9 protein-coding genes are annotated in these 12372 nt (G+C 69.8%); 6 read left to right on the top strand and 3 right to left on the bottom strand.

Annotated features, from left to right (window positions below; genetic code table 11):
• The first annotated feature begins 45 nt into the window (after nucleotides 1-45).
• From JOE48_RS11345 to JOE48_RS11320, 6 genes are all read left to right on the top strand, one after another.
• Complete coding sequence (locus tag JOE48_RS11345) at nucleotides 46-366, top strand: nucleotidyltransferase family protein (RefSeq protein WP_210029862.1); 321 nt, start codon at nucleotides 46-48, stop codon at nucleotides 364-366.
• 164 nt (nucleotides 367-530) lie between these two features.
• The gene (locus tag JOE48_RS30260; protein WP_312893169.1) at nucleotides 531-701 is read left to right on the top strand and encodes a HepT-like ribonuclease domain-containing protein; all 171 of its coding nucleotides are present in this window, start codon (nucleotides 531-533) and stop codon (nucleotides 699-701) included.
• Between the two features lie 4 nt (nucleotides 702-705).
• The gene (polA, locus tag JOE48_RS11335; RefSeq protein WP_210029861.1) at nucleotides 706-3864 is read left to right on the top strand and encodes a DNA polymerase I; all 3159 of its coding nucleotides are present in this window, start codon (nucleotides 706-708) and stop codon (nucleotides 3862-3864) included.
• Between the two features lie 426 nt (nucleotides 3865-4290).
• Nucleotides 4291-6378, top strand: a complete 2088-nt coding sequence (locus JOE48_RS11330) for an ATP-binding protein (RefSeq protein WP_210029860.1) — start codon at nucleotides 4291-4293, stop codon at nucleotides 6376-6378.
• Between the two features lie 53 nt (nucleotides 6379-6431).
• Nucleotides 6432-7403 carry an NADPH:quinone oxidoreductase family protein gene (locus JOE48_RS11325; protein ID WP_210029859.1) on the top strand — a complete coding sequence of 324 codons (972 nt, stop codon included), beginning with the start codon at nucleotides 6432-6434 and terminating at the stop codon, nucleotides 7401-7403.
• Between the two features lie 109 nt (nucleotides 7404-7512).
• Entirely contained in the window at nucleotides 7513-9198 is a 1686-nt protein-coding gene (locus JOE48_RS11320) for a methyl-accepting chemotaxis protein (RefSeq protein ID WP_210029858.1), read from the top strand.
• A gap of 57 nt (nucleotides 9199-9255) precedes the next feature.
• On the opposite strand, the gene JOE48_RS11315 is transcribed toward JOE48_RS11320, so the two are convergent.
• The 3 genes from JOE48_RS11315 to JOE48_RS11305 all read right to left on the bottom strand — a co-directional run bounded on the left by JOE48_RS11315 (nucleotide 9256) and on the right by JOE48_RS11305 (nucleotide 12372).
• Nucleotides 9256-10269: an adenosine kinase gene (locus tag JOE48_RS11315; RefSeq protein WP_210029857.1), complete on the bottom strand. Its 1014-nt coding sequence runs from the start codon at nucleotides 10267-10269 to the stop codon at nucleotides 9256-9258.
• 52 nt (nucleotides 10270-10321) lie between these two features.
• Complete coding sequence (locus tag JOE48_RS11310) at nucleotides 10322-10735, bottom strand: Uma2 family endonuclease (protein WP_312893168.1); 414 nt, start codon at nucleotides 10733-10735, stop codon at nucleotides 10322-10324.
• Nucleotides 10736-10962: 227 nt separating this feature from the next.
• The gene (locus JOE48_RS11305) at nucleotides 10963-12372 is read right to left on the bottom strand and encodes an MFS transporter (protein WP_210029855.1); all 1410 of its coding nucleotides are present in this window, start codon (nucleotides 12370-12372) and stop codon (nucleotides 10963-10965) included.

Below are 12372 nucleotides of genomic sequence, written 5' to 3'. Positions count from 1 at the left end.
TGCCTGCTATGCTGCCGGCCGCCGATTCCCTCTGGTCTTACCGCCATGGACAAGCTCGCCGCCCTCGACATCCTGCGCGCCAACGAGGCGGGGCTGCCCCGCCGCGGGAAGCTTCACGCGGCTTTGTTTGGTTCTGTCGCCCGGGGCGATGCGCGGGCCGACAGTGATCTCGACGTCACGATCGAGATCGACGCGCCCGTCGTCGGCGGAGTCTGCGGCGATGTCGGGCTGTGTCACTTCATCGATGACCTGTTCCCGATTCGGGTCGATGTGGCGAACCGGGCGGGCCTGAAGGATCGGGTCCGAAAGCACGCAGAGCGCGATGCCGTTTTCGCCTTCCGAGCGCGAACGGGCTGCCTGCTCTGACATGATCGCCCACGCGGAGCGCGCCGCCTGCTGCGTGGCGGGATTCACGCTCGGGACCTTCGAGGCAGACGAGCGCACCCATTTCGCGGTGGTGCGCGGCCTGGAGATCGTCTCGGAGGCGAGCCGTCGTTTCAAGTGCCGAGACGAAGGCTCGGTATCCTGCCGTGCCGTGGCGACAGATCGCGGATGCGGGCAACGTCCATCGCCACAGCTATCACCGGGTGACGCTGGACATCGTCTGGCTCACCGTTCACCACGAGTTGCCCGTTCGCGTCGCGGCCTTCCGCGCCGAACTGGACCGCGCGCCCGAATCCCGATCGCCCCGAGCCGCCTGAGCCCATGACCGACGCGAAGCCCGACGCGAGCCCCGAGACCAAACCCGTCGGCCCCGGCGATCAGGTGATCCTGGTCGATGGTTCGTCGTTCATTTTCCGGGCTTATTTCCAGTCGATCAACCAGGACCAGAAGTACAATTCCCGTCCCTCCGACGGGCTGCCCACCGGCGCCGTGCGGCTGTTCTGCACCAAGATCGCGCAGTTCCTGCAGGAGGGCGCGGCCGGCACGATGCCGACCCATCTCGGCATCGTCTTCGACAAGTCGGAGGGCTCGTTCCGCAAGGAGATGTTCCGCGACTACAAGGGCCACCGCCCCGACGCGCCCGACGATCTCAAGCGCCAGATGCCGCTGATGCGCGACGCGGTCCGCGCCTTCGGCCTGCATGCGGTGGAGCTGGAGCGCTACGAGGCGGACGACCTGATCGCCACCTACACCCGGCAGGCCGAGGCGCGGGGGGCTGGCGTGATCATCGTCTCGTCCGACAAGGACCTGATGCAGCTCGTCGGGCCGCAGGTGCGGTTCTACGATTTCGAATCCGGCGCCAAGGGCAAGGCCGGCTACCGGCCCGAGCGCAACCTCGATGTCGAGGCGATCGTCGCCAAGTGGGAGGGCCTGCAGCCGAACCAGATCGGCGATGCCCTGGCGCTGATCGGCGACACGTCCGACAACGTGCCGGGCGTGCCCGGCATCGGCCTCAAGACCGCGGCGGCGCTGATCAAGGAGTTCGGCAGCCTCGAAGCGCTGCTGGAGCGGGCCGGCGAGATCAAGCAGCCCAAGCGTCGCGAGACCCTGCTGGCCAACGTCGACCAGGCCAAGCTGTCCCGAAAACTCGTCGCGCTGATGGAGGACGTGCCGCTCCCGGTCGCCCTCGACGAGCTCGGCGTGCCCAAACCCGATCCGGAGAAGCTCGTCGGCTTCCTCAAGGCGATGGAGTTCAACACGCTGACGCGCCGCATCGCCCAGATGCTGCACGTCGACCCGGAAGCGGTGAAGCCCGATCCGCGGCTCCTGCCGGGCGCCCGTCCGCACGGCTACGGCAATGCGGCCGGCGGCAGCGACGCGGTGCCGTTCTTCGGCGATTCCGTGCCGCCGGATCCCGAGACCGCGGCGGCCGGCGCCGAGCGCGCGCCGGGCGCCGCCCCGCCGGAGGGCAGCGAGATCGACCCGTTCGCCGATCTCGACCTGCCGGACGCGCCGGCCAAGCCCCGGGCCCCCGTCGAGGCGACGCCCGGCAACGTCGTCGCGGCCCGGGCCGCGGAGGCGGTGGCGCCGTTCGACACCGCCGCCTACGAGACGGTCTCGTCGTTGGAGCAGCTCGACGCCTGGATCGCGGAAGGCCAGGAGGCCGGGGTCATCGCGGTCGATACCGAGACCGACGCTCTGGACGCCCACAAGGCTGGCCTCGTCGGCGTCTCGCTGGCGGTGGCCAACGGCCGGGCCTGCTACATTCCGCTCGCCCACGTCCAGGCCGCCAAGGTCCAGGCCGACGCCACCGACCTGTTCGGCGAGGGCGCTGCCGCCTCGGACGTGGCCGAGCCAGTGCCCGGCCAGATCCCGCTCAAGGAAGCCATAGCTCGGCTGAAGCCGCTCCTGGAGGATCCGGGTGTCCTGAAGGTCGGTCAGAACCTGAAGTACGATTGGGTCGTGCTCGCCCGCTACGGCATCGAGGTCGCGCCCTTCGACGACACGATGCTGATCTCCTACGTGCTCGATGCCGGCAAGGGCGGGCACGGCATGGACGAGCTGGCCCGCCGCCATCTCGGCCACCAGCCGATCACCTTCTCGGATGTGGCCGGCACCGGCCGCAACAAGGTCAGCTTTGACCGGGTCGCCATCGACAAGGCGACCGCCTACGCGGCCGAGGACGCGGACGTGACGCTCCGCCTGTGGCGGATGATGAAGCCGCGCCTCGTGGCCGAGCACCGGGTGGCGGTCTACGAGACACTCGAGCGGCCCCTGCTGCCGGTGATCGCCCGCATGGAGCAGCGCGGCATCCGAGTCGACCGCGAGATGCTGAGCCGGCTCTCGGGCGACTTCTCGCAGATCCTCGTCCGCTTGGAGGAGGAGATCCAAGAGGATGCCGGCGAGAAGTTCTCGGTGGGCTCACCGAAGCAGATCGGCGACATCCTTTTTGGGAAAATGGGCCTGCCGGGCGCCAAGAAGACGCCCTCCGGCCAATGGGCCACGCCCGCCACGCTGCTGGAGGAGCTGGCCCAGGCCGGGCACGAACTCCCGAAAAAGATCCTGGAGTGGCGCCAGCTCTCGAAGCTGAAATCCACCTACACGGATTCGCTCCAGACCCACGCCGACCGCGAGACCGCGCGGATCCACACCTCGTTCTCCCTGGCGGCCACCACGACAGGGCGGTTGTCATCCTCCGAGCCGAACCTGCAGAACATCCCGATCCGCACCGAGGAGGGCCGGCGGATCCGCCGCGCCTTCGTGGCCGCGCCCGGGAACCGGCTGATCTCGGCGGACTATTCGCAGATCGAGCTGCGGCTGCTGGCCCACATGGCCGACATCCCGGAGCTCCGGAAGGCGTTCGAGGACGGGATCGACATCCATGCAGCCACGGCCTCGGCGATGTTCGGCGTGCCGCTCAAGGAGATGACGCCGGACCTGCGGCGCCGGGCCAAGACCATCAACTTCGGCATCATCTACGGCATCTCGGCCTTCGGCCTGGCCGACCGGCTCGGCATCGGCCGCGAGGAGGCATCGGCGTTCATCAAGCAGTATTTCGAGCAGTTCCCGGGGATCCGCGACTACATCGACACCACCAAGCGGAGCTGCCGGGACAAGGGATACGTCACCACCCTGTTCGGCCGGGTCTGCCACTACCCGCAGATCCGATCCAACAACCCGTCCGAGCGCGCCAGCGTCGAGCGGCAGGCGATCAACGCTCCGATCCAGGGCTCGGCCGCCGACATCATCCGCCGGGCGATGATCCGGATGGAGGCGGCGCTCGCGGCGAAGAAGCTGAACGCCCGCATGCTGCTGCAGGTGCACGACGAGCTGGTCTTCGAGGTCGCCGAGGACGAGGTCGATCGGACGATCCCGGTGATCGCCTCGGTGATGGAGGAGGCGCCGGCGCCGGCCCTGACGCTGAGGGTGCCCCTGGTGGTGGAAGCGAAGGCGGCGGGGAACTGGCAGGAGGCGCATTGAGGCGGGCTGCCGCGCAGGTCGTGCCGGCGGCCTGAGGGGCGCGCGGACCGGAGCCGGGCCACCCTCTCGGTCCTCACAAGCGCAGCGAAGCGACCCCGGGGCAGCGCGACGTCCGACATCGCGGCGCTGACTGGCTTGCTTCGCTCCGCTCGCAATGACGGCAGCGCCTTCGTCCGGGTCTCCCCGTTGGCCCTGAAGCGGAATCTGCAAGCGGGCTGGCGAACGGATGCTCAGGCCGGCGGCGATGACGGCCGCCGCGCTGTCCGCGGCCAAGCGCCAAGCCTGATCGGCGGCCGGGTCTGCCGTCATCCGCTGCACGATCACCCACTCCGACGTCCGACCCCGCTGATCGGGCCGGCAGGCTTGGAGATGCTGCCAAAGACGGTCATACGCGGCGGCGCCTATGACCTGGACCCCTCGCAGACCTTGACCGATCCTCTCGCCTTCCTCGCCGGCGGCGGCGAAGCCGCGGGCATGATCCGTGCGCGCGACTGGTCCGGCCACCCCCTCGGCGCCCCGGAGACCTGGCCGGCGGAGTTCCGTGCGGCCCTGTCGCTCGTGCTCAATTCTCCCGAATCGATGATCCTCGCCTGGGGGCCGGATCTCCATTTCTTCTTCAACGACACCTATTTCCCGCTGCTCGGGCCGCGCCTGTCCTGGGCCATGGGGGCGCGGTTCGACGCGGTCTGGGCCGATGCCTGGGCGCAGGCGAAACCGATCATCGATGCCGCCATGGCGGGGCGTTCGGAGCGGTTCGTCGACCTGCCATGGCAGCTCGATACCGACCGGGGCGCCCGGGAGACGTGGTGGACCTTCTCGTACTCGCGGGTCCTCGACGCCGAGGGCCGCGTCGCCGGGCTGTTCATCCTCACCAGCGAGACCACCGGGCGGGTGCTCGCCGACGCCGCCCTCAAGGAGAGCCAGGCCGCGCTGGAGGCGGCGCTCGGGGAGCTGCGCGATCTCAACGGCACCCTGGCCCAGCAGGTCGAGGAGCGCACCGCCGACCGCAACGCCCTGTGGACGCTCTCGTCCGACATGATGCTGCGCTGCCGGTTCGATGGAACGATCACCGCGGTGAACCCGGCCTGGACCGAGGTGCTCGCCTGGCGCCCTGACGAGCTGGTCGGGACCACGCTGATGGATCTCGTGCATCCCGACGATCTGCCCCGCACCATCGACGGCGCGCGCCGGCTGTCCGGGGGCGAACGCCTCGCGCGTTTCGACAATCGTTACCGCCACCGGGACGGCAGCTATCGCTGGATCAGCTGGGCGGCGCAGCCGGGCGAAGGTGTGATCGCCGCGGTCGGCCGCGACTTCACCGCGGAGCGCGCGCGGGCCGTCGCCCTGGCGGCCGCCGAGGAGGCCCTGCGGCAATCGCAGAAGATGGAGGCGGTCGGCCAACTCACCGGCGGGCTCGCGCACGACTTCAACAACCTGCTCGCCGGCATCTCCGGCTCGCTGGAGCTGATCCAGACTCGGCTGGGCCAGGGCCGCGTCATGGACGTCGACCGCTACATCACGGCCGCCCAGGGTGCTTCGCGGCGGGCCGCCGCACTGACCCACCGTCTCCTGGCCTTCTCGCGCCGTCAGACGCTCGACCCCAAGCCCACCGACGCGAACCGGCTGGTCGCCGGCATGGAGGACCTGATCCGGCGGACCGTCGGCCCTTCGGTCGTCGTCGAGGTTCGGAGTGCGGCGGGTCTCTGGCCGGCCCTGGTCGACCCGCCGCAGCTCGAAAACGCGCTGCTCAACCTCTGCATCAACGCCCGGGACGCGATGCCGGAGGGCGGCCGCATCACCGTCGAGACCACCAACGCGTGGCTCAACGAGCGCGCCGCGCGCCGGCACGACATGGCGCCCGGCCAGTATCTCTCGCTGTGCGTGACCGATACCGGCACCGGCATGCCGCCGGAGATCGTCAACAGGGTCTTCGAACCGTTCTTCACCACCAAGCCGCAAGGGGAGGGCACCGGTCTCGGCCTCTCGATGATCTACGGCTTCGCGCAGCAATCGGGCGGGCAGGTGCGGATCACCTCGCAGGTCGGACAGGGGACCACGGTCTGCCTTTACCTGCCTCGCCATCGCGGCGCCGTGGCCGAGGAGGTGCCGCAGGCCGGGATCGGTGCGCCGCCGCGGGCCGCCCCGGGCGAGACCGTGCTGGTGGTCGACGACGAGCCCACCGTGCGGATGCTGGTCACCGAGGTGCTGGAGGATCTCGGCTACACGGCCATCGAGGCCGCCGACAGCGGCGGCGGCCTCAGAGTCCTGCATTCGGATGTGCGCATCGACCTGCTGGTCACCGATGTCGGGCTGCCGGGCGGCATGAACGGGCGCCAGATGGCGGAGGCCGGCCGGGTCAAGCGCCCGGGGCTGAAGGTGCTGTTCATCACCGGCTACGCGGAAGCGGCGGTGTTCGGCAAAGGCCCGCTCGATCCCGGCATGCAGGTGCTCACCAAGCCGTTCGTGGTGGAGGTGCTCGGCGCGCGCATCCGCGAGATGATCGGAACGGCTTGACCGCGCCGCCGGATCGGGCCTCATCGGCGGGACTGCCGGGGAGGGGACACGCCATGCGGGCGCTGCTGTGCACGAGGCTCGACGGGCCGGAGCATCTTGAGATCGTCGAGCGTCCCGACCCGGTGCCCGGTCCCGGGCAGGCCCTGGTCCGGATCCGGCTGGCGGCGCTGAACTTCTTCGACACGCTGATCACGGCCGGGCGCTACCAGGTGAAGCCGCCGCTGCCGTTCTCGCCGGGCGGCGAGGGCATCGGGGTGGTCGAGGCTCTGGGGGCGGGCGCCTCCGGCGTCGCGGTGGGGGACCGGGTGATCGTCCATGCCGGGCACGGATGCTGCGCCGAGCGGATCGCCGTCGATGCCGCCCGGCTCACGCCGGTGCCGGACGCGGTGCCGGACGAGCAGGCGGCCGGCCTCACCATCACCTACGGCACGTCGCTCCACGCCCTGGCGAACCGGGCGCGCCTGCAGCCGGGCGAGTGGCTTGCGGTGCTCGGCGCGTCCGGGGGCGTGGGTCTGGCGGCGGTGGAACTCGGCCGGCTGATGGGCGCCCGGGTGATCGCCTGTGCCTCCTCGGAGGAGAAGCTCGCGGTTGCCCGCAGCCACGGAGCCGAGGCGATGCTGGTCTACGATCCCGCGACCCTCAAGGATGAGCTGCGCCGGATCAGCGGCGGCGGCGTCGACGTGATCTACGACGCGGTCGGCGACGCCTACGCGGAGCCGGCTCTGCGGGCGCTCGGCTGGCGCGGGCGCTATCTCGTCATCGGCTTCGCTGCCGGCGCCATTCCGCGGCTGCCGCTGAACCTGATGCTCCTCAAGGAACTCGACGTGCAGGGCGTCCACTGGGGCGCCTTCCTGGACCGCGAGCCGGAGGCGCACCGGGCCGACCAGCGCCGGCTCCTCGGCTGGGTGGCCGAGGGCAAGCTCACCGCGCAGGTGCACGGCGTCTACCCGCTGACGGAGTTCCCGGAGGCGTTTGGCCTGCTGACTCGCCGGGCCGCCATGGGCAAGGTGCTTCTGCGGCCCTGACCGGCCGCATTTACGATCTCTGGCTTGATCAGGTAAAAGCAACACGACGTTCATGCTCAGTCGCGATGGTGCCGATTTCTGATTCGCGGCCTATGTCTGAGGTGACGTTATGAAGATCTGGGGTATAAGCATCACATTTCGGCTGATTTTTATTCTGATCGTCGGCCTAATAATTCTCATCATCAATTCTTTGACGAACATAAATGAGATTAATTCGGTCAATAATTCTGCACGGGAGATCCGGGACCTTTGGATGCGCAAGGACGACCAGCGCGCCGAGTTGCAGTTCCTGGCGCTCCGGTATCACACCACGACGATCCGCAAGGTCGTCGCGGTCGACGAGACCGAGAATCGCGATCTCGATGCCGAATTCACGGAAATGAACGCGTCGATCCCGGAGGCATTCGGGCGGTATCGGGCACTCGTCGGGTCTTCGCGTGAGCGGACGTTATGGGAGGCGTGCGAGACGCGGTGGCAGGCCTACCTGGCGGCGCGGGAGCCGATCATCGCGGCCCTCAAGCGCGGCGATCGGTCCGGCGCGCGCGACGCCATCGCGCCGGCGCGCCAGCCGCTGGTCGATCTGTTCGGCGCACTGTCGGACCTCGCCAAGTTCAATACCGAGGGCACCGAAGCCTCGACGATCCGTGCCGAGGACGCCTACCGCACGGCCTGGATGGTGACGTTCGGCCTGCTCCTCGCCGGACTAGCCGTGACGGGCGCGACGCTCTGGGATGTCCTGCGCCACCTCGCGCGGCCGATCCGGAGCATGACCGCCGCCATGAGCCGGCTGGCCGCGCAGGATCTCACCGTCGTGATCCCCGGCGCCGAGCGGCGCGACGAGATCGGCGCCATGGCAGCCTCGGTCCAGGTGTTCAGGGAGGGTTTGATCCGGGCCCGGGCGTTGGAGGACGAGGCGACCCGCGCCCGCGCCGAGGCCGAGGCGCAGCGCAAATCCGGCCTGCGCCAGATGTCCGACAACTTCGAAGGTGCGGTGGGCGGCATCATCGGCACCGTCGCGACCGCCGTCGCGGCGCTGCAGGAAGCGGCCGCCCGCATGACCGAGGCGGCATCGGGCACCGCCGGCCGCTCCTCCGATGTGGCGCGCGCGGCCGAACTGGCTGCCGTCAACGTCAACACGGCGGCCTCCGCCGCGGAGGAGCTTGGCAGCTCCGTCCAGGAAATCGGCCGGCAGGTGTCAGGGTCTGCGGAGCTGACTCAGGCCGCCGTCGAGAAGGCTGAGTCGACTGCCCAGCTCGTGCAGGATCTGAGCGGCGCGGCGGCGCGGATCGGCGACGTCGTGACGATGATCACCACCATCGCCGAGCAAACCAACCTTCTGGCGTTGAACGCCACGATCGAGGCGGCTCGGGCGGGAGAGGCCGGTCGCGGCTTCGCGGTCGTCGCCGCCGAGGTGAAGGAGCTGGCCGGCCAGACCGCCCGGGCGACCGAGGAGATCGCCGGCCAGATCGGCCGGATCCAGGCTTCCACCGGCGACGCGGTCTCGGCGATCGGCCGGATCGGCACGCGGATCCGGGAGATCAGCGCGGTCGCCACGCGGATCGCCACCGCGGTCGAGGAGCAGGGCGCCGCGACCCAGGAGATCGTCCGCAACGTCTCGCAGGCCGCTTTGGGGGCCGGCGAGGTGACCACCACGATCACCGAAGTGGCGGGGGCAGCGACCGAGACCGGGGCCGCAGCCCGGCAGGTTCACGCCTCGGTCGCCGAGCTGTCGCTCCATGCCGAGCATCTCGGCGGCGAGGTGACCCGGTTCCTCGCGACGGTCCGGGCCGCCTGAGACCGGTCGGGCGGCGGGAACGCCGCCCGATCCGGGATCGGGGCGGTGCCGAGCGCGTCAGAGCAGCCCGCGCGCCTTCGCCAAGCCGATCAGATCCGCCTGCGGACGGGCGCCGATATGCTGGATCACCTCGGCGGCCGCGAGCGTGCCGAGCCGGGCGCTGGTGACGTTGTCGAGGCCGCGGGCGTGGCCGGCCAGGAAGCCGGCCGCGAACAGATCGCCCGCGCCGGTCGTGTCGACGACCTCGTGCACCGCGCTCGCCTCGACCGAACGGACCTCGCCGCCCTGCACGACCAGCGCACCGTCCGAGGAGCGCGTGACGAGGCCGAGGAGGTGGCGGCCGCGGGCGTTGCGCTCGTCCCGAAGCGCCGCCACGGCGGCCTCGGGATCGTCGGTCTGATAAAGGCTCTGCAGCTCTCCGATATTGGCGAACAGGATGTCGACGCTGCCATCCCGCACGAGCTCCAGGAACTCGTCACGGTAGCGGCCGACGCAGAACGCGTCCGACAGGGTCAGCGCGACGGCATTGCCGGATTGGTGGGCTATCTGAGCGGCCTTGCGGAACGCGTCCTTGGCGGCCGGCGGATCCCAGAGATAGCCCTCGAGGTAGACGACGCGGGCGGAGCTCACGAGCGCCTTGTCGACATCGTCGGGCGTCAGACCCTGGCAGGCGCCCAGGTAGGTGTTCATCGTGCGCTCGCCGTCCGGCGTGACCAGGACGAAACAGCGGGCGGTTGCCGGCCCCTCGTTTGCCGCCGGGACGGTGAAGCCGACGCCAGTCGCCTTGAGGTCGTGGCTGAAGAGACCGCCGAGCTCGTCGTCCCGGACCTTGCCGACGAAGCCGGTCTTGGCCCCCAGAAGTGCTGCGCCGACCGCGGTGTTCGCACCTGAGCCGCCCGAGACGATCGTGGCCGGCCCCATCGCCTGGAACAGCGCCTCGGCCCGCTCCTCGTCGATGAGCTGCATGGCGCCCTTGGTGACGCCCTGCGTGGATAGGAAGGCGTCGTCCGTGCGGGCGATCACGTCGACGATGGCGTTGCCGAGCACGAGGAGATCAAGGGATGCGGTCATACGGGCGTCCTGATTCGCGTTCGCGCGGCTGTCGCATCCGCGTCGTTTCGGATCAAGCGTCGTCGGATGCCGGGGAGAAATCGGCGAGTAGTTCCAACACGGGCAGGCTCAGTCCGGGCGGGGTGAGGTCAAGCGTGGCCTGGGTCGCGATGCGGGTCACGATCAGGCCACCCTCGGCACCCCGGTGATGGATGACGACGCGCCTGACCGAATCGACGATCAGGTAATGCTTTAGACTCTTGAGACCGAAATACCGGGCCAGCTTGAGGCCCGAATCCACCGAGCGCGTGCTCGGCGACTGTACTTCGATGATGATGACTGGGTCGGGTGGTTCGATGGCGTCGAGATCCATCAGCGGCCCGCAACAGACGCATGCGTCCGGATCGAACGCCGTCGCGGCGTCGACGCGGATTGTCATGCCGTGAGGCATCATATGACAGCCGAGCCCGGCGCACGCGATCGCCATGTTCAGAGTCGTCTGTGCCGCCTACTTCACCAGCGCGTGCCCGGCCCGTTCCGGAGACATCGCGAACACTTCGCCGTCGACCAGTCCGAAGCGTCCCGGCAGGCCCTCGGCCCAGGCCAGGAACTCGTCGACGTTCATCCGCGGCTTCGACTGTGCGACCATCGCCCTGCGCGTAGCACAGCTCCCGGATGCCGAGAGCCGGTTCGCCGCTGAGCCCAGGAAGTGCCTCAGCCGGCAATCTTCTCCAAGGCCACATCCCGCGTGCGCGGCCCGAGCAGACCGACGAGCAGGCCTGCGGCCAGCATCGCCGCCGAGATGAACAGGAACACCCCCGGCGTGCCGGTCTCGCGCAGCACGAATGCGACGACGAAGCCGGTGAAGATCGCCGAGAAGCGGCTCCAGGAATAGACGAAGCCGACCGCCCGCGCGCGGATGCCGGTCGGGAACAGCTCGGCCTGATAGGCGTGGAAGCTGTAGGACATCACATTCGAGGCGAGCGTGAGCCCGATCCCCAGCACGACGATGGCGGTGACGTCGCGCGTCTGCGCGAAGGTCAGCCCGCAGGCGATGTAGACGAAGGCGGCGGCCACGATAACGTGCTTGCGCTCGAACCGGTCGGCGATGGCGAGGCCGATCAGCGGCCCGATCGGGGCGGCGACCGCGATCAGCGCCGTATAGGCGAGGCTTGACGTCACCGTGATGCCCTGCGCCACCAGCAGGGTCGGCACCCAGTTGGCGAAGCCGTAGAAGCCCACCGTCTGGAACACGTTGAACCCGGCCATCATCAGCGCCCGGCGCCGATAGGGCTGGACCCACAGGTCGCGGAACGCGCCGTGCGGCCGCACCGGCTCCGGCACGGCGGGGGCCGGCAGCGGTCGACCGTATTCGGCCGCGATGCGCGCCTCCAGCTGCCGCAGGACCGCGTCGGCCTCCGCGAGCCGCCCGTGCTCGACCAGCCAGCGCGGGCTCTCCGGCAGGCCCGCGCGCATCCACCAGACCACGATGGCGGCCGACGCGCCGATCAGCACGACCCAGCGCCAGCCGTCGATCCCCAGCGGCGCCAAGGGGATCAGCAGGTAGGACAGGAACGCCACCACCGGAACGGCGGTGAAGCCGATGCCCTGGCACAGGGCGAAGGCGCGGCCGCGGATCGCCTTCGGCACCAGTTCCGAGAGGTAGCTGCCGATCGTCACCATCTCCAGCCCGAGCCCGATCCCCGCGATGAGCCGCCAGAGGTTGAGGCCGAAGGCGTCGGTCTGGCAGGCCATCACCCCGTTGGCCGCCGTGTAGGCGAGGAGCGACCACGTGAAGATCGCCCGGCGTCCGAAGCGGTCGGCAAGCCAGCCGCACAGGAGGGTGCCGATGAACAGGCCGGTGAACAGGGCGGCCACGAAGCTCGCGATGCCGCTGGCGCCGAACAGGCCGGGGGTCGTCGGGGTCAGGATCCCGGCCTTGACGAGACCGGGGGCGACGTAGCCGGTGAACAGCAGGTCGTAGAGCTCGAAGAAGAAGCCGAGGCCGAGCAGGGCCACGAGCCGCCAGATCGTGCGGGTCGCCGGCAGGCGGTCGAGACGCGCCAGGATGGCGCTGGCATCCGGAACCTCAGCGGCAGCCCGGACCGCCATACGCGTGGCCAT

The sequence above is a fragment of the Methylobacterium sp. PvR107 genome (assembly GCF_017833295.1).
In the GTDB taxonomy this organism is placed as follows: domain Bacteria; phylum Pseudomonadota; class Alphaproteobacteria; order Rhizobiales; family Beijerinckiaceae; genus Methylobacterium.
This window is presented reverse-complemented; position numbering and strand designations above follow the sequence as displayed.